At 63.7% G+C, this 19704-nt stretch carries 18 protein-coding genes and 1 pseudogene; 10 read left to right on the top strand and 9 right to left on the bottom strand.

All coding sequences use genetic code 11. From position 1 onward, the window contains the following. The first annotated feature begins 99 nt into the window (after window positions 1-99). From sigE to QK290_RS00335, 3 genes are all read left to right on the top strand, one after another. On the top strand, window positions 100-717 hold the full coding sequence (gene sigE / locus QK290_RS00325) for an RNA polymerase sigma factor SigE (protein ID WP_282328786.1): 618 nt from the start codon (window positions 100-102) through the stop codon (window positions 715-717). 8 nt (window positions 718-725) lie between these two features. Continuing rightward, window positions 726-1607 carry an anti-sigma factor gene (locus tag QK290_RS00330; RefSeq protein ID WP_282328787.1) on the top strand — a complete coding sequence of 294 codons (882 nt, stop codon included), beginning with the start codon at window positions 726-728 and terminating at the stop codon, window positions 1605-1607. A 69-nt stretch (window positions 1608-1676) separates the two neighbouring features. Then, window positions 1677-2087, top strand: coding sequence for a Sec-independent protein translocase TatB (locus QK290_RS00335; protein WP_282328788.1), 411 nt, complete (start codon window positions 1677-1679; stop codon window positions 2085-2087). A 25-nt stretch (window positions 2088-2112) separates the two neighbouring features. On the opposite strand, the gene QK290_RS00340 is transcribed toward QK290_RS00335, so the two are convergent. The 3 genes from QK290_RS00340 to QK290_RS00350 are packed head-to-tail and all read right to left on the bottom strand — an operon-like array spanning window position 2113 to window position 5283. After that, window positions 2113-3240 (bottom strand): Mrp/NBP35 family ATP-binding protein, encoded by a 1128-nt coding sequence (locus QK290_RS00340; protein WP_282328789.1) that lies wholly within the window; start codon window positions 3238-3240, stop codon window positions 2113-2115. Between the two features lie 11 nt (window positions 3241-3251). Next, complete coding sequence (locus QK290_RS00345; protein ID WP_282328790.1) at window positions 3252-4007, bottom strand: DUF1003 domain-containing protein; 756 nt, start codon at window positions 4005-4007, stop codon at window positions 3252-3254. Beyond that, on the bottom strand, window positions 4000-5283 hold the full coding sequence (locus QK290_RS00350) for a CBS domain-containing protein (RefSeq protein WP_185261097.1): 1284 nt from the start codon (window positions 5281-5283) through the stop codon (window positions 4000-4002). The genes QK290_RS00345 and QK290_RS00350 overlap by 8 nt, the downstream gene beginning before the upstream one ends. 77 nt (window positions 5284-5360) lie before the next feature. On the opposite strand from QK290_RS00350, the gene QK290_RS00355 reads away from it, so the two are divergent. After that, a complete protein-coding gene (locus QK290_RS00355; protein WP_282328791.1) occupies window positions 5361-6335 on the top strand; it encodes a general stress protein in 975 nt (324 codons plus the stop codon). A 116-nt stretch (window positions 6336-6451) separates the two neighbouring features. On the opposite strand, the gene QK290_RS00360 is transcribed toward QK290_RS00355, so the two are convergent. Next, a complete protein-coding gene (locus QK290_RS00360) occupies window positions 6452-6796 on the bottom strand; it encodes a hypothetical protein (RefSeq protein WP_282328792.1) in 345 nt (114 codons plus the stop codon). A 184-nt stretch (window positions 6797-6980) separates the two neighbouring features. After that, the gene (locus QK290_RS00365; protein ID WP_282328793.1) at window positions 6981-8579 is read right to left on the bottom strand and encodes an aminopeptidase P family protein; all 1599 of its coding nucleotides are present in this window, start codon (window positions 8577-8579) and stop codon (window positions 6981-6983) included. Between the two features lie 71 nt (window positions 8580-8650). Here QK290_RS00365 and QK290_RS00370 point away from each other — a divergent pair, with 71 nt between their 5' ends. The 6 genes and pseudogenes from QK290_RS00370 to QK290_RS00395 form a co-directional block, all read left to right on the top strand. Further along, window positions 8651-9505, top strand: coding sequence for a PHP domain-containing protein (locus tag QK290_RS00370; RefSeq protein WP_282328794.1), 855 nt, complete (start codon window positions 8651-8653; stop codon window positions 9503-9505). A gap of 1138 nt (window positions 9506-10643) precedes the next feature. Further along, window positions 10644-11435: an amino acid ABC transporter ATP-binding protein gene (locus QK290_RS00375; protein WP_282328795.1), complete on the top strand. Its 792-nt coding sequence runs from the start codon at window positions 10644-10646 to the stop codon at window positions 11433-11435. After that, the gene (locus QK290_RS00380) at window positions 11435-12079 is read left to right on the top strand and encodes an amino acid ABC transporter permease (protein WP_282329063.1); all 645 of its coding nucleotides are present in this window, start codon (window positions 11435-11437) and stop codon (window positions 12077-12079) included. The genes QK290_RS00375 and QK290_RS00380 overlap by 1 nt, the downstream gene beginning before the upstream one ends. Then, window positions 12076-12732, top strand: coding sequence for an amino acid ABC transporter permease (locus tag QK290_RS00385; protein ID WP_282328796.1), 657 nt, complete (start codon window positions 12076-12078; stop codon window positions 12730-12732). Before QK290_RS00380 ends, QK290_RS00385 begins: the two co-directional genes overlap by 4 nt. A gap of 70 nt (window positions 12733-12802) precedes the next feature. Beyond that, window positions 12803-13639, top strand: coding sequence for an ABC transporter substrate-binding protein (locus QK290_RS00390; protein ID WP_282328797.1), 837 nt, complete (start codon window positions 12803-12805; stop codon window positions 13637-13639). A gap of 22 nt (window positions 13640-13661) precedes the next feature. Continuing rightward, a pseudogene (locus QK290_RS00395) lies at window positions 13662-14289 on the top strand (transposase domain-containing protein); the annotation flags it as partial. Between the two features lie 176 nt (window positions 14290-14465). On the opposite strand, the gene QK290_RS00400 reads toward QK290_RS00395, so the two are convergent. The 4 genes from QK290_RS00400 to thiE form a co-directional block, all read right to left on the bottom strand. Beyond that, window positions 14466-15338 carry a DNA methyltransferase gene (locus QK290_RS00400; protein ID WP_282328798.1) on the bottom strand — a complete coding sequence of 291 codons (873 nt, stop codon included), beginning with the start codon at window positions 15336-15338 and terminating at the stop codon, window positions 14466-14468. A gap of 8 nt (window positions 15339-15346) precedes the next feature. Beyond that, on the bottom strand, window positions 15347-17038 hold the full coding sequence (locus QK290_RS00405) for a DEAD/DEAH box helicase (protein ID WP_282328799.1): 1692 nt from the start codon (window positions 17036-17038) through the stop codon (window positions 15347-15349). 292 nt (window positions 17039-17330) lie between these two features. Beyond that, window positions 17331-18851 carry an RNB domain-containing ribonuclease gene (locus tag QK290_RS00410; protein ID WP_282328800.1) on the bottom strand — a complete coding sequence of 507 codons (1521 nt, stop codon included), beginning with the start codon at window positions 18849-18851 and terminating at the stop codon, window positions 17331-17333. A 64-nt stretch (window positions 18852-18915) separates the two neighbouring features. Further along, window positions 18916-19692, bottom strand: coding sequence for a thiamine phosphate synthase (gene thiE, locus QK290_RS00415; protein ID WP_282328801.1), 777 nt, complete (start codon window positions 19690-19692; stop codon window positions 18916-18918). Window positions 19693-19704: the final 12 nt, after the last annotated feature.

A 19704-nucleotide genomic window follows, 5' to 3' on the forward strand; every position in this document is an offset into this window, starting at 1 on the left:
TTTGAAATAATGGATATCCGGTCATCCGTGAGGTGAACGGCGCCGAACCAGAGATGTCAAAAGAATCCAGGCGATAGCAATCCACGATGGGAGTGGACGATGTCAGCATCAGGTATGGCACCTGTCCCTGCAACGCAAGTTTCCGCCGCTGTGTGGGTCAGGCCCACCTGGGAGGAAGTGGTGGCCAACCACTCCGCCAAGGTCTACCGGCTGGCGTACCGCCTGACCGGGAACAAGTTCGACGCCGAGGATCTCACCCAGGAAGTGTTCGTCCGCGTCTTCCGGTCACTGGAGAATTTCAAGCCAGGGACACTCGATGGCTGGCTGCACCGCATCACCACAAACCTGTTCCTGGACCAGGCACGACGGAAGACCCGCATCCGCTTTGACGCGCTGGCCGATGACGCCGAATCCAGGATTCCGGGGCGGGAGCCCGGGCCGGAGCTAAGCTTCGAACTGAACAACCTGGACCTCGACGTCCAGGCCGCCTTGGAGGAACTGCCCCCGGACTTCCGCGCCGCCGTCGTTCTTTGCGACCTCGAAGGCCTGTCCTACGACGAAGTGGCCGCTGCGCTCGGCGTCAAACTGGGTACCGTCCGTTCCCGTATCCACCGGGGCCGCACCATGCTGCGCGAAAAGCTGGCCCACCGTGATCCCCGGCCTCAGCAGGGACGCAAGCCGAAGCTTTCGCTGCCGCGCATCGCCAGCATCCTCTGATCGGCACCATGACGCCCCAGAACCCCTTCGGCCGCCGGCATCACCGCGGCGCCGAGCATGTGCAGGACTGCTCAGAATGTGCAGCCGCGCAGAAGCGTGAACGCCAGTACATCGAGCGTCTCCGTGACGCGGCCGTGCCACCTGCCAGCGATGACCTGACCGCCCGGCTGCTGGCCAGGACGCAGTTGCTTGCGGCTGCGGCCGAGCCAGCCCAGCGCCCCTACCAGGCCGTGAAAGTCCTTGCACTCACTGCCGGCGGTACAGCCGCAGCCGCTGGCATTCTTGCCGTCGGTGCGTTTACGCTGGCGGGGTACAGCACGTCCGTCCCCCAAACGGCCATCAAGGGGAGCCTGGCGCAGCATACGGCCCAACTGCCGGCCGACGGCACGGAACTCGGTGCCCCGCAACTGCTCGCCCTTCGCTCGGAAGGCTGGGTCTGTCCGGAACTGGAGCAACTTGGGTTCCACGTCCGGAGCGCAAATGCCATAACACTTAACGGGCGGCCGGCGGTGGAGCTGCGCCTGTCCGATGGAAGCCACTACGCCACGATCGTCGAACAGCATCCTGCGGACGTCCGGCAGGAGTCCGGTCAGGATGCAGGCCTGAGCACATACCAGTCGCATGAGAAGCTGATTGTCAGCAACATGGCCCCCTGGACGGCCGTTATTGAGACCACGGCCGGCACTTTTACGGTTGAGTCCGACCTCCCGGCGGAACAGGCCGACGACGCAGTTCCGCTGCTGGAGCGGCTCAGCGTCCTCGCCGTTAGAGGCATTAACACGGGTGCCAGCTCGGAGGCCGGCGCCTACCCGACGGTTGCAGCGGACGACTCCCCCGTGGCGCGGTTGGAACGGGGAATCCGCAAACTCGGGGAGATACTGGCTCCGTGATACAGGCACTTTGCGACGCTGGCGGGCAAAAATCGTCAGCCGGGCTCCGGAGAGGGTAATCTTCCTAAAGTGTTTGGAATCAACGGCCCGGAGTTCTTCATCCTGCTGCTCATCGGCATCCTGGTGATCGGTCCCCAGCGCCTGCCCGAATACACCCAGAAGCTTGCGAATCTGGTGAAGGAAGTCCGCCGGATGGCCTCCGGTGCGCGGGAGCAGATCAAGGAAGAAGTCGGCATCGACATTGATGATGTCGACTGGAAGAAATATGATCCCCGCCAGTATGATCCGCGGCGCATCATCAAGGAAGCCCTCCTGGACGACGACGCCAAACCCGTCAGTGCCGGCGCGCCGGCCGCGGTAGCTGCCGTCGCCGGAGCAGGGGCCGTTGCCACAGGCGGGACGGCTTCGTCCCGTCCGGAACGCGTGGTCCAGTCACTGCCCCCGGGCGAACCAGCCCCGTTCGATACCGAAGCAACTTAGAAGCCGTCGCCCCTGATGGGCTGCGCTAGCGCGGCTGCAGGCCCAGGCTCATCCCAGTGAGGCCTCGGGGCCTGGCAGCAAGCTTTCCCGCAATCTCGATCAGGGCAGTGGCCGCCGGGGTCTCCGGCCGGCCCAGCACGATCGGCGCGCCCGCATCGCCGCCTTCCCGCAGCAGGATGTCCAACGGAATCTGTCCCAAAAGCGGAACATCGGTGCCCACCGTCGTCGTGAGTCTTTCGGCGAGGACCGCCCCGCCGCCGCTGCCAAACAGCTCCATCCTTCCGCCGTCGGGCATTTCCAGGTATGACATGTTCTCGATGACGCCGGCCACCGTCTGACCTGTCTGGGTGGCGATGGCACCGGCGCGCTCGGCGACGTCGGCAGCAGCGGCCTGCGGCGTGGTGACCACCAGGATCTCCGCCTTCGGCAGCAGCTGGGCCACCGAAATCGCGATGTCACCGGTGCCGGGCGGCAGGTCGAGGAAGAGGGCGTCGAGGTCGCCGAAGTAGACGTCGGTCAGGAACTGTTCCAGGGCCCGGTGGAGCATCGGCCCACGCCAGGCAACCGGCTGGTTTCCGGCCACGAACATGCCGATGGAAATCACTTTCACGCCGTAGGCCACCGGCGGCAGGATCATGTCGTCAACCCGGGTGGGTGCCTGCGTGATGCCCATCAGGGCCGGTACGGAGAAGCCGTGGACATCGGCGTCCACGATGCCCACCCGGAGCCCTTGGGCGGCCAGGGCGCAGGCCAGGTTGACCGTCAGCGATGATTTGCCCACGCCGCCCTTTCCACTGGCCACCGCATACACCTTGGTCAGCGACCCCGGCTCGTTGAACGGAATCCCGCGCTGGCCGGAGGCGCCGCGGAGCTGCTCCTTCAGGGCGTCCCGCTGGGCCTGGTTCATCACCTTCAGTTCAACGTCGACGTCGGTCACGCCCGGAACTGCGGACAGCGCCTTTTCGGAGTCGGCAGTAATGGTCCCCCGCAGGGGGCAGCCCGCTATGGTCAGCAGGACGGCCAGTCTGACATGGCCATCCGCAGAGATATCCACGGACTCCACCATGCCCAGTTCCGTTATGGGACGGCGAAGCTCAGGATCGATCACGGTGGCCAGTGCAGCGTTGACTGCCTGCTCCAGGGGGCGGCTCATGCGGGGATGGCTCAGCTTTCGGTGGTGGGGTTGTGCTCCGGGACGGCCTGTTCCTGAACGGATGGCTCCTTCTCGGCCTGGTCCTTAGCTGCCTGCTCTTTGGCGGCGTGGCTGGCTTTGACCTTGGGAATCTGCTGCGTGCGGGGATTCCGCTGCTTGTCGCGTTTTTCCTTGAGCCTGTCCTTGATCTTCTCGCGCGGTGACTCGTGGCTGCCGGCTGCGGCGTGATCGTGGGTCCGCAGTTCCTCCTGCGCTTCCAGCATGTCCTCGAGGAGCGTGCGCAGCTCGGCCCGGACGTAGTCGCGGGTGGCAACCTCGCGCAGCGCGATCCTCAGGGACGCCAGTTCCCGGGTGAGGTACTCGGTGTCGGACAGGTTGCGTTCGGCGCGCTGCCTGTCCTGCTGGAGCGAAACGCGGTCGCGGTCATCCTGCCGGTTCTGGGCAAGCAGCAGCAGCGGTGCCGCGTACGAGGCCTGCAGCGAAAGCATCAGCGTCAGGAGCGTGTAGCCCAGGATGCGCGAATCGAACTGCCAAGCCTCCGGTGCCCACGTGTTCCAGACCAGCCAGATGACAACGAAGACGGTCATGTAGACCAGGAACTGTGGCGTGCCCATGAACCGGGCGAAGCCTTCCGTGGCGTGGCCGAACGCGTCCGGATCCGGCGAGAATTTTGGCAGGATGCGCTGGCGGCCGCTTAAGGGTGTGTCGAGCCCGCCCTTGGCTGCCGCCTTCTTGTTGGGATTCTTGGGGGCGCCGGTGTCAGCCAATGCGGCCTCCCAGTTTTCTTATCGGGGCTTCGCCATCATAGGCGCGCCAGTCATCGGGTAACAGATGATCCAAGACGTCATCAACAGTCACCGCCCCCACAAGCCGGCCGGCGTCGTTGACCACTGGAAGGGAGTTCAGGTTGTACGTTGCCAGGGTGCGGGCCACTTCGCTGATGTGGGCTTGATCGGACAACGGCTCAAGATTCTTGTCCACCAGGTTGCCCAAGGGCTCGAAGGGCGGGAACCGCAGGAGCTGCTGGATGTGGACCACACCCAGGAAGCGTCCAGTGGGTGTTTCCAGCGGAGGCCGGGTGATGAAGATGGACGAGGCCAGGGCGGGGGAGAGTTCCTCGCGGCGGACGTGGGCCAGTGCTTCGGCGACAGTCGCCTCCGGGGGAAGGATCACCGGAACCGGCGTCATCAGGCCACCGGCGGTGTCCTCGTCGTATTCGAGGAGCCGCCTGACGTCGTCGGCGCCTTCGGGTTCCATGAGCTGGAGCAGTTCTTCTGCCTGTGCTGTCGGCAGTTCGCCGAGGAGATCGGCGGCGTCGTCGGGATCCATTTCCTCCAGGACGTCGGCTGCGCGCTGGACGTCTAGGGCGGACAGGATTTCCACCTGGTCGTCTTCGGGCAGCTCCTGCAGGACGTCAGCCAATCTCTCATCCTGGAGCTCGCTGGCCACTTCGAACCGGCGTTTGTCGCTCATTTCCTGCAGTGCCTCGGCGAAGTCTGCGGGTTTGAGGTCCTCGTGGTTGGCGACGAACTGCGTGGCTGCCTGCGGTTCAGTGCGGGCACCCTGGAGGGCATCGGCCCAGTCGATGATCATGGTCTCGTTCCGGCGCAGCCGGCTGAGCGGGGACAGCGAGTGGCCCCGGCGGACGAACAGCTTGCTCACGAACCAGTCGCGGGACCGGTGCTGGTCCATGGCGATGTCCTCGATGGTGGCGTCGCCGCTGCCGTCCCGGAGAGTGACGCGCCGGTCGAACATTTCCGCGACCACCAGCGTCTCCGCGCCGCGCTGTTCAAAGCGCCGGAGGTTAACCAGTCCCGTGCAGATGATCTGCGTCTGGTCGATGGAGGTAATGCGTGTCATCGGCACGAAGACCCGCTTTTTGCCGGGAACTTCGACGACGATACCCACCACGTGCGGGGCACCGCGGCTGCCACGTGAGAGCACCACCACATCGCGCAACCTGCCCAGGCGGTCGCCCAAAGGGTCGAAGACGTCAAGACCCAGCAGGCGGGCCACGAAGACGCGCGAAAGATTTGTGCTCACGTCTACAGGCTACCGAGTCTGCTCTCTTTTAGCTGAATTTACAGGCGGCTTACATGCTGATGGGCAAGAATGGGTGTATGTCAAACATTTTTGGTGCTCCCAAGGCCGGTGGCCCCAGTGGGCCCGACGACGCCCGGACGGTGCCTACCGGCGACACCGTGGGCTCGTACACTTCCTACTTGGATGCCCAGAAGGCGGTGGACTACCTCGCCGACCAGCAGTTCCCGGTCCACATGGTTTCGATCGTGGGCAACGAACTGAAGATGGTTGAGCGGGTGACCGGCCGCCTCAGCTACCCGCGGGTGGCTCTCTCCGGGGCGCTCAGCGGTATGTGGTTCGGCCTTTTCGTTGGCGTCATGCTTTCTTTCTTCGCACCATCGCCCGGCTACTTCTCGATCCTGGCGTCTGTGCTGATGGGCGCTGCCTTCTTTATGCTGTTCGGGATTGTCACGTATGCCATGCAGCGCGGAAAGCGGGACTTCACCTCCACCAGCCAGGTGGTGGCCACTAACTACGACGTTGTGGTGTCGGCGGAAGCCGCCCATGATGCGCGCCGGCTGCTCCAGCAACTGCCCATGAACCGTTCGGACGCTGCAGCGGCCCCCTACAATCCGCAGGGCTACCAGAGCCAGCAGTCCGGCGAAACGGGCCAGCAGTACGGCCAAACGGGCCAGCAGCCCGGTGAGCAGGACCAGCCGGGCAGTCAGCCAGGCCCGGCACCCGCGCGCCCTGCCAGCTGGAATGACCCCTACGGACAGCAGGGTGCTGGTACCCCAGGCCAGGGGACAATCCAAGATGTAGGCCACGCCGCCGGCCCAGAGCAGGGCGCGCAGCCGGAGGCAGCGGCCCAGCCGGCGAAGGCTCCCGCGGCCGCCGTCCGCTACCCGGACCTCCCTGACGGCCGGCCCCAGTACGGAGTCCGTGTCACAGACCAGGCCACTACCGGCCAGCCTGGCTCAGAACAGCACGGCACAGGCCAGCGGACCACAGAACAGGCCCAGACGCAGTCCCGGCCCGACACCACCAAGGACTCCGGCGAATCCACGCACTAGGAGCGCCCCGGAGGCCCGGTTATATACATGGCCCCAGGAGCGCTGCCGGCAGTAAGCAAACAACTCCGGCGGGTGCAGCCACTGCTGCACCCGCCGGAGTTGTTTGTTTAGCTGTCCTACTTGACGCTGCCAGCTGTCAGTCCACCAATGAGGTACTTCTGGAACATGAAGTACAGCACCACGACAGGGACGGCACAAACCAGCGAGGCCGCCATCAGCTGCGAGTACACGGGGATTGCGCCACCCTCGACCGCGGACGCGAAGACCTGCAGCGGTGAAGGGTTGGAGGTCTCGCCCGGGGGACGAGTGGGCATTAGGGCGTACTTGTACTTGCCTTTGACGGCTGAGGCGTCCAGTGCGGGGATGGACAGCGGCGACGCCATGGGGAAGTAGGCTGCCTTGCCGGCCGCGAAGGCGGCCAGGGCCTTCGGATTTGCCCACCAAACAGAGGACGGGTCCAATCACCTTGTCCTTGGTCACCCGGCCGAAGTACGTCTCGTAGGCTTCTTGGCGATGGGGTCATCGAGACGAGTAATCATCAACGCCAACTTTTGGCAAGCGATTGCCAAAAACTGTTATGAGAGTTTCACCGAGGGATATGACTGTCCAGCGCATCCGTGCGGAGATGCGCTGGACGTACGTTCTCTAGCCGTTATCGCCGGTTGGCAACCCGCCGTCCAGCTCCTGGTAGATGCCTGCCATCCAGGACTGGATGTCATCGGCCTTGCGGGGCAGCGCGGCGCTGAGGTTCACCGGACCATCGGCGGTCATCAGGATGTCGTCCTCGATCCGCACTCCGATGCCGCGGTACTCAGCGGGGATGGCCAGGTCCTCGTTCTTGAAATACAGGCCCGGTTCGATAGTGAAGACCATGCCCGGCGTAAGGATGCCGTCCAGGTACAGCTCCCGCTTTGCCTGGGCACAGTCGTGGACATCCAAGCCTAGGTGGTGACTGGTGCCATGGGGCATCCAACGTCTGTGCTGCTGGCCTTCGGGGCTGACGGCTTCCTCGACGCTCACTGGGAGCAGCCCCCACTCGGCGAGGCGTTCCGCCAATACTGTGGTGGCGGCGGTGTGGATGTCGCGGAACCTCGCACCCGGCCGGGCACCGGCGAATCCGGCGTCGGCAGCATCCAGGACTGCCTCGTAGACCTTGCGCTGGACTGCGGTGAACGTGCCGTTAGCCGGCAGCGTCCGGGTGACGTCGGCGGTGTAGAGCGAGTCCGCTTCAACGCCGGCGTCCAGCAGCAGCAGTTCGCCGGCGTTGATCCGGCCGGTGTTCCGCGTCCAGTGCAGGACGGTGGCATTGTTGCCGGCGGCTGCGATGGTGTCGTAGCCGAGTTCGTTGCCTACCTCGCGGGCACGGGCAAAGAACGCGCCTTCGACAACGCGCTCGCCGCGGGCATGGGTCAGGGCGCGGGGCAGGGCCTTGACCACTTCCACGAAACCCTCAACAGTCGCAGCTACCGCAGTCATCATCTGTTCGATTTCCCACTCGTCCTTGATGAGGCGGAGTTCGGACAGCGCTTCGGAAAGCTTTTCATCGAGTGCATCCAGGACAGCGAGGTCCAGGTTGTCGGGGTCCTTGGCGGTGTTGTACCGGACAGTATCCACCAGGGCGTCGATGTTCTCGTCCACCTTGCGGACCAACCGGATGGAGATGCCGCCGATTTCCGGCGCGCCCACGTTCTTGGTGATCGCGGATTCAAGTCCATCGATGTGGGCCGTGGCCAGGCCCAGGCGCGCTTCGAACTCGGCGAGGGTGGGCCGTGCACCGATCCAGAACTCGCCGGAACGGGAGTCAGCGTAGAACTGTTCTGTATCCCGGCCGGCCAGCGGACGGAAGTACAGTGTGGCACGGTGGTGACTGCCGCCGTCGCCCTTTCCTTCTCCGGCAGGCTCCAGAATGAGGACAGCGTCCGGCTCGTGGTCCAGACCCAGACCGGTGAGATGCGCAAAGCCGGAATGAGGACGGAACCTGTAGTCGCAGTCGTTGGAGCGGACCTTCAGCGGACCGGCCGGGATGACCAGGCGTTCGCCTTTGAACTTCTCCGAAATGGCCTTACGCCGGGCCGCGGCGTAGTGGGCCACGGCGTCGAGCGCCGGAAGTTGTTGCTCGGAAGGCGCCCAATTGCTGGCCATAAAGGCCTTGAATGCAGCGGAACTGGGCCGCTGAGAGCGGTTGTTGACGCGCTCATCGAGGGGCTGGGAAGCAGAGTTCAGGGTATTTTCGGCATCGTTCACGGCACCATCGTCTCACCAGCACCGAGACCAGGGCCAATACCCGCGCCGGCGCGGTCAACTAGGCTGGGCAGGTGAGGATTGACCTGCATGCCCACTCGAATGTTTCGGACGGCACCGAACCCCCCGCCCAAGTGATGGCTTCGGCTGCCCGGGCGGGCCTGGACGTGGTGGCACTGACCGATCACGACTCCACCGATGGCTGGGCTGAAGCGTCCATCGCCGCACGGGAAAACGGGATGGCAATGGTTCCCGGCATGGAGGTTTCCTGCCGGACCGGGCAGGGCATCAGTGTGCATCTGTTGAGTTATCTGCACGATCCTGCCCATCCGGGGCTGCTTGAAGAGATCACCAAGGCCAAGGACGCGCGCCTCACCAGGGCGGAACGTATGGTGACCTTGCTGGCCGAAGACTACCCGCTGACGTGGGACGACGTTATCCACCATGTGGCTCCCGGGGCCACCCTGGGGCGGCCGCACATCGCTGATGCCTTGGTGGCGGCCGGTGTGGTTTCGGACCGCTCGGAGGCGTTCACGTCCATCCTGACGTCCCATTCGCGCTACTTTGTCCAGCACTACGCACCGGACCCCGCCACCGCCGTCGAACTTGTCCGTGCCGCTGGCGGCGTTCCCGTGTTCGCGCACCCGGTGGCGTCCGGCCGGGGCAGGGTCGTGGGGGAGGGAACGTATCGCGACATGATCGACGCCGGCCTGGCGGGCCTGGAGATCGACCACCGGGACAACCCGGAGGAGGGGCGGCAATTCCTCAGGAGCCTTGCAGCCAAGCACGGACTGCTGATCACGGGTTCCTCGGATTACCACGGGACCGGAAAACCCAATCTTTTCGGGGAGAATCTCACTGCGCCGGAGGTACTCGCAAGGATAGAGGAATTGGGTACGGGAACCGCCGTTGTGCGCGCGGATCTGTAGCTAAGGAGTGCGCATTGACTATTAGTCAACGCTGAGTACTCTAGCGCTTACTGGGGAGCGGCGAAGGCCCATTGCGTGTCTCGTCGTAAGCAGTGCCCAACGAGTGACGGAAGGTTTCCATCGGTGATTGCGGCCGCTCCTACGACACGCGCTGCATCCACGGGCACAGCTGCCTGCGCTGCCCGCCGCTGCGGCCCGATCCCACAGCCAGACCCCGCCTGGCACAGATCCGCGATGACCTCATCGAGCGCATCGCCGAAGCCGAGTCCCACCGCTGGCTCGGAGAAGCCGAAGGCCTCAAAGTCAGCCTCGCAGGGGCCCCCGCCAAACTTGCCGACATGGACCAAATAACCGCGCGCCGAAACACGACCCAACTCGGCATGCCCACCTTCACTCAAGCCACCGGCCCGTGATCCATTCCATCCCGGAGAGCAGGGACCTTTGACTTCCTCGTACGAGCCTGCGGACAACAACGCCAACGCCATCACCCGATCCACCACATCCTGCGGAGACACCCGCGTCAAAACGCTGATCGAGACATGATGACTCAACCGCTCACGACCCTCGTGTGTCACCCACATACTACGCATCAAGCCGAAAGATCAACCATTTATTCATAGTAACTGAAGATGAATTGATAGCGTTTTGATACTTTTTCTTTCACAAATTGATTCCTATGATTAAGCCCACTAACAACGATGTTAATCAAGGAGTACAAGTGATTCGAGCCAGTCCTCCCGCCGAACCTCCGAGGCAACCACGATTTGTGTCGAGCGCCCGTATGGGGCCGCGAGACTCTATGGTGGCCTCGTCTTTCCCTGCGGGCAGATTCCGACCCGTGCCGACGGCTCCGCGCCGAGCGAGATTACTGACCAAGTAACGGTCGTGATCGACCATCTTGAGCGGACACTTCTTGCAGCCGGTTCGAACCTTGCAGCGTTCTGTAACTCACGGTGTACCTGGCTGATTTCACGGATTTCGACGCCTACAACCTGGCGTATCTCAAACGTTTCTCCGGATACCCGCTAGCGCCCCGAACGACCGTGCAAGTGGCGGGATTTCGTGGAGACAAACGAATTGAAATCAGCGCGATTGCGGCGCACGGTGCCGCGAGTTCTTCCAATGAAGGAAAACAGTCATGAATCATCCTGTGAACAATACTGAAGAGTCTGCGCCAATGTTTCTGCGAGCCAGCGGAATCACCAAGAAATACAAGGAACACCGAGCAGTGGACAATGTCACGCTCGAAATCGATCAAGGTGAAGTAGTTTCGATCATCGGCCCGAGTGGAGCGGGGAAGAGCACCTTTCTGAGATGCATCAACTTCCTTGAAATGCCGACCGAGGGCACGGTGTCGATCGGCAAGGAATCTGTTGCGGTCCGGACCGACTCTCGACTGCCTTCGAGGGCAGAGCTCGCCGCGATTCGTCGAAGCGTAGGCATGGTGTTCCAGTCGTTTAATTTGTTTCCTCACCTCACTGCGCTGCGGAACATCTCACTTGCACAGGAGCGCGTGCTGGGACGCTCCGGCGAAGAGGCCGACGAGAAGTCCTATCAGCTTCTGAAGCGTGTCGGGCTCGATAAAAAAGCGACGGCCTATCCCGGTCAATGCTCCGGCGGGCAGCAGCAACGCATCGCCATTGCGCGAGCCCTCGCACTCGACCCTCTGGTCATGTTGTTCGACGAACCAACTTCCGCCCTTGACCCTGAGGTGGGTGCAGAAGTTCTGGCGGTAATGCGTGAACTCGCCGATGAAGGAATGACCGCGATCGTGGTCACCCACGAAATGTCCTTTGCGCGGGACGTCTCCGACCGCATGGTGGTCATGGTCGACGGCTCGGTGGTTGAGGAAGGGGATCCGCACGCTATTATGAGTGCGCCGTCCCATGAACGCACCCGCCAGTTCCTCAGCGCAGTTGTGGGGCGTTGATGTTAGGAGTCGTCGGGTACATCGCGCTCGGAATCGGTGCCACGCTGTTGATCACGGCATCAGCTTTCACCATCGGCGGGATTCTCGCCATACCGCTTGCTCTCGCGCAGCGATCGCGATTCGCTATTCTCCGGCTTCTTGTGCGAGGAGTGGTCAACCTGGTGCGCGCGGTGCCACCGCTCGTGTGGCTCTTTCTCGTGTTCTTCGGCTTCGCCGAACTGGGGTTGCGGATGTCTCCGCTGATGGCGGCGATCGCCACTTTTAGTTTCATCGCCATGAGTTACTTCGCGGAGATCTATCGGGCCGGGCTGGCCGCCCTCAGTCGGGGCCAAGAAGAGGCCAGCGCGGCACTCGGGCTGAGCACCGTCGACAGCTACCGCTTCATTGTGGTTCCCCAGGTGTTTCGGGTTGTCGGCCCGATGATGGCCAGCTACGGAATTGGTCTTCTGAAAGATTCAGCTCTGGCATCCACCATCGGCGTCGTGGAACTCACGTTCCGTGCCGCCTCCCAGGCGCAACAGACAGGTCAGGGGCTAACTATTTTCGCCATCGTCGGGATCATCTACTTGCTCTTAAGCCTTCCCCTCGCCATTGTGTCCCGGCAGGTCGATAGCCGGCTGCGCGCAAGGTTCTCAGTCGCATGATCGAGAACTTGCTGTCATGGACACAGTACTTGCCGGCCCTCTCCAAGGGTGTCGGTGTCGCTCTCTCCATGACCGGGATCGTGATCGTTCTCGGATACCTTTTGGGACTCATACTCGCCTATGCGAGCGTGAGCAAGCTCCAGGTGATTAAGATCGTCGCACTCGTCATCGTCGAGGTCGGACGCGGAGTTCCTCTGCTCGTGCTGCTCTACATCGTTTACCAGGGCCTGCCTCAATTGCAGCTGACTCCGACAGCATTCGCGTCGGCGGTGATCGCGTTCACCTGGTCGGCGGGCGCCTACTCTGCAGAGGTCATCCGAACCAGCATTGATGCGGTGCCCAATGGTCAGAGCGAAGCCGCGATCGCGGTCGGCATGAACCGTCTCGATTCGTTCCGATTCATCATCGCGCCGCAGGCAATCCGCGTGGGAATTCCGCCACTGATGAATATCGCAATCCAGTTCTTCCAGTTCACGTCACTGGCCTATGTCATCACGGTTCCCGAAATTATGCAGGCAGCCTATTTTCAGGCAACCGTCACTTTCGACTACTTCTCCGTGTTCCTCGCCGCCGCGTTCCTCTACGCAGTGATCACGATCCCCGCGACAATGCTCGTCTCGCGATTGGAGCGTCACCTAGCCAAACATCTGTAGCACGCGAACCCGTCAACTCCAGAAATCAAATTTCTTGCCCAGCCACAATTCAGAAAGCGATGAAACTTCAATGAAGAAGAAACTTGCCATCCTCACCGCAGCTGTCGGACTATCTCTTGTCCTCACGAGCTGCGCGAACGACAATGCGGCACCCTCCGATTGCACGCCGAAGCACAATGTGACCACAGTCGAGACCGGCTACCTGACGGTTGCGGCCTATCAGTATCCTCCGTTCGCATACCCAGAGGGAGCTGGTGTCGGCGGAGCAGAAGGCGCGATTCTCACCGAGATCGCAGCGATGGAGTGCCTGAAGGTCAAAGCCATCCCCGGTGCGGGCGCAGCAATGATCCCGTCAATCACGTCCAATCGCGCCGACACCACGGCGGGAAGCTGGTACCGTACCGCCGAACGAGCAAAGGTTGTGCTGCTTAGCGACCCCGTTTTCGCCGACCGGCTGATCATCGTTTCCCAGAAGGGCGTGGCCACGGTTCCCGACCTTAAAGGTCAAAAGGTGGGCTCCATTCTCGGGTTCCTGTGGAATGACGACCTCCAAACGTACCTCGGTGACAGTGTAAAGCTGTATGAAACCGCGCAGGCTATGTACGCCGACCTTGCAGCCGGCCGGATCGATGTCGTGATCGACACCTACCCGTCCGCGAAGTCGACCTTGGAGAAGACCCCGATCGACGGTTTGAAGTTTGAGGTGCCGCCCGCTGATCCCGCAATCCTCTCAACCGTGAAGCCGGGTCAAATCAACTTCCCCGTCAACCTTGACAACCCAGGCTTGGTCGCCGCCTTCAATGACGACGTCGCGGAGTTGAGGAAGAGCGGAAAGCTGGAGGAGATCCTCGTGTCCTTCGGATTCAAGCCCGACGCCGCGGAGCCGGGAGAACCCAACCTGCTCTAGCCCCAATGCCGTTTACTTAGCTCTGGGTGTGTTGACGCGGGTTTTCCCGGCGGATGTGGTGGATCGGGTGATCTCGAACGGGTTTTCCGGTGAGCAGCGCAGCCGGTGCTTCCCTCGCGCTTGATGGTCTATTACGTGATGGCGTTGGCGTTGTTGTCCGCAGGCTCGTACGAGGAAGTGAGAGGTCCCTGCTCTCCGGGGTGGAATGGATCACGGGCCGGTTTCCGCCACTGGCAGCTCCCGACGAAGGCCGCGATTTTCAAGGCCCGGACCAGGCTCGGTTCGGCCGGCCCGGAACGGCCCCGGACCTCAAGAGCTCCTACCCGCAGGCGAGGGTCCTCGGTCTGGTCGAATGCGGCACACACGCGGTGACCGGCGCCGTGGTCTCCGGTTCCTCCGCCAGCGGGCATGACCTGTATCCGGGCCTGTTCCACAGGCTGGAGGAGGACATGCTGGCGATGGCCGACCGCGGGTTCTTCTCGTACACGGTCTGGAAGGACGGAGCCGGAATCGGGGCGGCCCTGTTGTGGCGGGTCAGGGCCAATGCCGTGCTGCCCCTACTCGAGGAAGTCGAAAACGGTTCCTACCTTTCCGCGGTCTACCCGACCCCGAAGGCCCGGCGGAACAACACAGACCCCATCCGGGTCCGGGATCGGCCTTTTCCCCTAAACGCCTGGCCGAAGCCTTCACCGCCTTCTGCCAGGAAATCCTGAACGAACTACTACCCCCGCGCCGGCAACGCACCAACCCACGCGTCATCAAACGGAAGATGCCCAACTGGCCGCTGAAACCACTACCAAGAAAACCTAAGTAAACGGGCTAGAGCCTAGTTGGCCGGGAACGAGGTAAACGTTGCCTTGGTACCCAGCCGCTTGGCCATCACATCGATGGCCGGCTGGTTCTGGTCCACGCACACGAACCTCCGGTCAAGTTTGGCCGCCACGGCGCCAAGGGTCCCGGAACCGGCGAAGAAGTCCAGGCACCAGTCCCCGGGCCGGCTTGACGCCGACACCACACGGCGGATGAGGCCCTCGGGCTTCTGCGTGGGGTAGCCGGTCTTTTCCTTGCCCGTGGGGGAGACGATGGTGTGCCACCAGACGTCGGTGGGCAGTTTCCCGAGCTCCCGCTTCGCCGGGGTCACCAGGCCTGGGGCCATGTAGGGCTCGCGGTCCACCTCTGCGTTGTCGAAGTGGTATTTCGCCGGGTTCTTAACGTACACGAGGATGTTGTCGTGCTTGGTGGGCCAGCGGTACTTGGCGCGGGCACCGTAGTCGTAGGCCCAAATGATCTCGTTGAGGAAGCACTCGCGGCCGAAGATGGCGTCCAGCATTACCTTCGCGTAGTGGACTTCCCGGTAGTCCAGGTGGAGGTAGAGCGTGCCGTCGTCTGCCAGCAGCCGCCAGGCTTCCACGAGCCGGGGTTCCAGGAACGACCAGTAGTCACTGAAGGCGTCATCGTAACGGTGCAGGGCGCCCTTGATGGTGTCGTAGGAACGCCCCTTGAAGCCCACGCGGTCGCCATCCCCGTCGGTGTTCAGCACCATCCGCGTTTCCTGGCGCTTCTGGACCCTGCCGGTGTTAAACGGCGGGTCAACGTATATCAAGGTGAAGGAGCCGTCCGGCAGCGAGGGGAGGAACTCCGCGTTGTCCGCGTGAACCACCAGGTTGCTGCCGTCCGGCGCCCAGACGGTGTCAGTCATCGACGCTGTTATGCCTCGGTGCTGCGCTGCTGCGGGCCGTTGTTGGCGCCAGCCACTACTTCGCCGTTGCGGCGCCGGGTGCGGGTCCGGCTGCGGCGGGCACGAGGGTCCACTTCGGCGTCGGCTGGAGCCGCAGCGGCCGGTTCCGGGGCGGGGCTGGTGCCGGCCGTCGCCGCATCAGAGGTACGACGACGGCGGTCACCGGAGCGTCCGCCGGGCTCGCCGGTGCGGCGGCTGCTGTCGCGACCACCGGTGCGGCCGGCATCGCGGTTGCTGTCGCGTCCGCCATCGCGGCCACCGCTGGGGCGGGTGTTCTTCTTGCCGGTCTCTCCCAGGTCCTCGAGGACCTCGGCGTCGACGCCGGCCAGCACGCGCTTGTTGCGGGGCAGGCGGCCCTTGGTGCCCTGCGGAATGTCCAGCTCTTCGAAGAGGTGCGGTGAGGACGAGTACGTTTCCACCGGCTCCGGGACGCTGAGTCCCAGGGCCTTGTTGATCAGGCCCCACCGCGGCATGTCGTCCCAGTCAACGAAGGTCACGGCAGTGCCCTTGTTTCCGGCGCGGCCGGTGCGGCCCACACGGTGCAGGTAGATCTTTTCGTCTTCAACGCACTGGTAGTTGATGACGTGCGTAACGTCGTCGACGTCGATGCCGCGGGCGGCGACGTCGGTGGCCACCAGGACGTCCACCTTGTTGTTGCGGAAGGCGCGGAGGGCCTGCTCGCGGGCGCCCTGGCCCAGGTCGCCGTGGATGGCGGCGGCGGCGAAGCCGCGGTCCACCAGCTCCTCGGCAACCTTCGCGGCGGTGCGTTTGGTTTTGGTGAAGATGATGGTGCGGCCGCGGCCGCGGGCCTGCAGGATGCGGGCCACAACTTCGATCTTGTCCATGCTGTGGGCACGGTAGATGAGCTGGCGGATGTCGCGCTTGGTCAGGCCTTCGTCGTCCGGATCAGCGGCCCGGATGTGCGTGGGCTGCGTCATGTACCGGCGGGCCATGGCGATGACCGGGCCGGGCATGGTGGCGGAGAACAGCAGCGTTTGCCGAACCGCGGGGGTACCGGCGATCAGCGTTTCCACGTCCGGGAGGAAGCCGAGGTCCAGCATTTCGTCGGCCTCGTCAAGGATGACCATCTTGACGTTTTTCAGGACTAGGTGCTTCTGCTTGTAAAGGTCAATGAGGCGGCCGGGAGTACCGACGACCACTTCGACGCCGCTCTGCAGGGCCTCCACCTGGGGCTCGTAGGCACGGCCGCCGTAGATGGTGGTAATGCGGGCGTTGCGCTTGCGGGAGGCGTTCTGGAGATCGTTGGCCACCTGGACGGCCAGTTCTCGGGTGGGCACGATGACCAGGGCCTGCGGTGCGCCGGGAACTGCGAGCTTGTCATAGCCGGCGTCGTCCGGACCCACAACGCGCTGCAGGGCGGGGATGCCGAATCCGAGGGTCTTGCCGGTGCCGGTCTTGGCCTGACCGATGATGTCGTGGCCCGAAAGCGCCACCGGCAGGGTCATGGCCTGGATGGGGAAGGGGTGGGTGATCCCGGCGTCGGCCAAGGATTCCACGATGTCGGCGCGGACGTTGTAGTCAGCGAAGGATTTCTCCTCGATCTCGTGCGGCTTCTCGTCCGAGATGATGGTTTCTTCGGGTTCGATCGTCTCGATGCCGGAGTCGTCAGTCAGGATCTGATGGGTATGCAATTCACTCACAGGGGAGTTTCCTTATTCATTTGGGCATTGGCGCTGCCTGCTCAACGGGCCGGCCAACGTGGCCGTTCCGGAGCACGCTCTGGCGCGCAAGCAAATCCAGTGGAAGCCGATCGCGGGCTATCAAAATGCTGGCACTGGTGACCAACGGGTGCATCTCAAGATCGCGTAGGGGCGGGCTTGTTGAATTCAAAATCAAGGAAATCAACGACCGGGCATCCATATCTACTTCTTCAGTCTAACCGTACGGACCGGGAATCCCGGCTTTGGGCCGATCACGCCGGGCACTGATGGTTCAGGCCAGCAGCTCAAAGTGGACCTCGCGCGCGGCAATATCGGAGGAGATCAGGCGGACACGCACCTTTGTGCCCGATTGCAGGTCGCCGGCGCAGCGTGCCGTCACGGCGGGTTCGGCGATCTGGATGATCCCCGAGGGGCCGTTCCCGTTTTTCGCGGCGCCGTTTTTCGCAGCACCGTTCCTGGCTCCGTTGCCGTTTTTCCCGTTACCGTTTCCGTTGTCCTTTTGTGGCTTGGAGCCGGAAATAACGATCGCTTCGAATTCCTGGCCCACATGGTTGACCAGGAGCGCGGCTTCCACCGTGTCCAGCGCCATGCGCTCCATCCGCGATGCCAACTGGTCGGATCCGGCCATGATCTCCGGCAGGGACGGCAGGGCTTCCCGCGCCCAGTCCGGTACCGGCTTGCCGTTGCTCAAGGCTTCGCAGATTACCAGGACAAAGCGGTCGATAAGGCGCCGGAGCGGTGCTGTGGTGTGGGCATAGGCGGCGCCGATGGCGGACTGGACGGCGTCGTCCGGGACGGTGCCGTCAAACGCCGTGTAGCTGGCGCCGCGGAACAGCATGCCGGCGGAGTGCAGGATGGACAGTTGCCGGGGCACTGTCGGATCAAGGCTGCGGAGGTATTCGCCGTAGCTGATTTTGCCGTCCCACGGCTTGCCCAAGGCCTCGGTCTGGAGGCGGAAGTGGCGCAGGGAGCGCTCGTCCGGCGCGGGCATGGTGCGCAGGATGCCAACTTTTCCCGCCAACATGAGGTTCGCCGCCGACATTCCGGTCATCAGGGAAATCTGGGCGTTCCAGTCCTCCACCGGAAGCTGCGGTGCCGCGGCAATCCGGTAGCCGCCGTCGGGCAGTTGCACGATTTCCTGCTCGGGCATGTTCAGGCTGGCGCCGCCACGCTGCCGCTCCAGTTCAACCCTTTTGAGCCCCACTTCCTTCAGGAGCTGCAGCACGGGACCGGGCGTCCCGGCGTCGAGTTCGGCCTGGACTCCCTTGTAGCTCAGCTTGGCCCTGCTGCGGATGGTGGCCCTGCGGACACTCACCGTGGAGACCTGTGCGGTGTCGTCCAGCCCGAACTCCCACACGTAGGCGGAACAAAGCTGCCCGGCCAGGAGGCTGCCGGCTCCTTCGCTGATGACCTCCGGGTGCAGCGGGATCCGGCCGTCCGGGGCGTAGAAGGTTTGGCCGCGGCGCCGGGTCTCTGCATCCAGCACGCCGCCGGGGCGGACAAAGGACGGCACGTCAGCGATGGCATAAAGCACGCGGTAGCCAGCGTCCGCGCGCTCGATGAACAGCGCCTGGTCCAGGTCAGTGGAGGACGCCGGATCGATGGTGAGGAAGTCCACCTCTGTCAGGTCAGCGCCCGGCAACTCGTGTGCGGCCACCGCCGCTTCCGCGTCCCGGACCGCCTCCGCCGGGTAGGTTCCGGGAAGTTCCAGCTCGGTCCGCAGGGCGCTCAGTGCCGCCGCGAGCTCGTTGGTCTGCTCGTGGACATTGGGGGCCAACCGATGATGTGACACGAAAATCAGGTTAGCCCGATTTGCATGGATCGTGCACGCCCACGGTCCGCCACGCGGGGAATTGTCAGGATGCGCCTGCGTCCAGGGCCGCCACGAGTGCTGCAGCCGCCGCTGCGGGATCGGGGGCCTCGGTGATGGCACGCACCACCACAATCCTGCCGGCACCGGCCTCCACCACCTGCTCCACGTTGCCAAGATCGATGCCTCCGATGGCAAACCAGGGCAAGGTGGCCTGGGCGCCGCCGGCAGCGCGGACTGCTTCGGCAGCGTACCGCACCAGCTCAAGGCCGACGCCGGCCCGGCCGGGCTTGGTGGGAGTGGCCCAGACCGGTCCGACGCAGAAGTAGTCCAGGCCGCGTTCGGACGTCAGCCCGCCGGACAGCCGGATGGCGCCTTCGATCTGTTCGGCGGTGTGCGTGGACAGCCCGACCGCTGCGGGGGCCCCAAGCAGGGCCCGGGCGGAAGCGACCGGCAGGTCTTTTTGCCCGATGTGGAAGACGGGGGCGCCGGACAACATAGCGACATCTGCACGGTCATTGACGGCCCATAACTTTCCGTGGCGTTCGGCCGCGGCCTGAAGCACGGCCAGCAGCTCCAGCTCCTCCGCCGCCTCGATCGCCTTGTCGCGGAGCTGGATGATGTCGACGCCGCCGGCAAAAGCCGCGTCCACAAACTCGCCAAAGTCGCCGCGGTCACGGCGTGAGTCGGTGCAGAGGTACAGCCGGGCGCTGTGCGGGAGGCCCGGGCCTATGCCGCCGGTGGGGTCTGTTGAGATCAAGGATTCGGGGGTGGAAGAGCTGGCTGAGGGTGTGCCTGCAGCGGCGACGGATTGCGAGTTCATGGAAACCAGCCT

Origin of the sequence: Pseudarthrobacter sp. AL07, assembly GCF_029960665.1 — a bacterium.
In the GTDB taxonomy this organism is placed as follows: Bacteria; Actinomycetota; Actinomycetes; order Actinomycetales; family Micrococcaceae; genus Arthrobacter.

Bases quoted from the DNA above. Each gene is read 5' to 3' on its own strand.
- QK290_RS00385 (WP_282328796.1), top strand. From the start codon at position 12,076: ATGATCGAGAACTTGCTGTCATGGACACAGTACTTGCCGGCCCTCTCC.
- sigE (WP_282328786.1), top strand. From the start codon at position 100: ATGTCAGCATCAGGTATGGCACCTGTCCCTGCAACGCAAGTTTCCGCC.
- QK290_RS00340 (WP_282328789.1), bottom strand. From the start codon at position 3,240: ATGAGCCGCCCCCTGGAGCAGGCAGTCAACGCTGCACTGGCCACCGTG.
- QK290_RS00400 (WP_282328798.1), bottom strand. From the start codon at position 15,338: ATGACTGACACCGTCTGGGCGCCGGACGGCAGCAACCTGGTGGTTCAC.
- QK290_RS00330 (WP_282328787.1), top strand. From the start codon at position 726: ATGACGCCCCAGAACCCCTTCGGCCGCCGGCATCACCGCGGCGCCGAG.
- QK290_RS00380 (WP_282329063.1), top strand. From the start codon at position 11,435: ATGTTAGGAGTCGTCGGGTACATCGCGCTCGGAATCGGTGCCACGCTG.
- QK290_RS00375 (WP_282328795.1), top strand. From the start codon at position 10,644: ATGAATCATCCTGTGAACAATACTGAAGAGTCTGCGCCAATGTTTCTG.
- QK290_RS00355 (WP_282328791.1), top strand. From the start codon at position 5,361: ATGTCAAACATTTTTGGTGCTCCCAAGGCCGGTGGCCCCAGTGGGCCC.
- thiE (WP_282328801.1), bottom strand. From the start codon at position 19,692: ATGAACTCGCAATCCGTCGCCGCTGCAGGCACACCCTCAGCCAGCTCT.
- QK290_RS00390 (WP_282328797.1), top strand. From the start codon at position 12,803: ATGAAGAAGAAACTTGCCATCCTCACCGCAGCTGTCGGACTATCTCTT.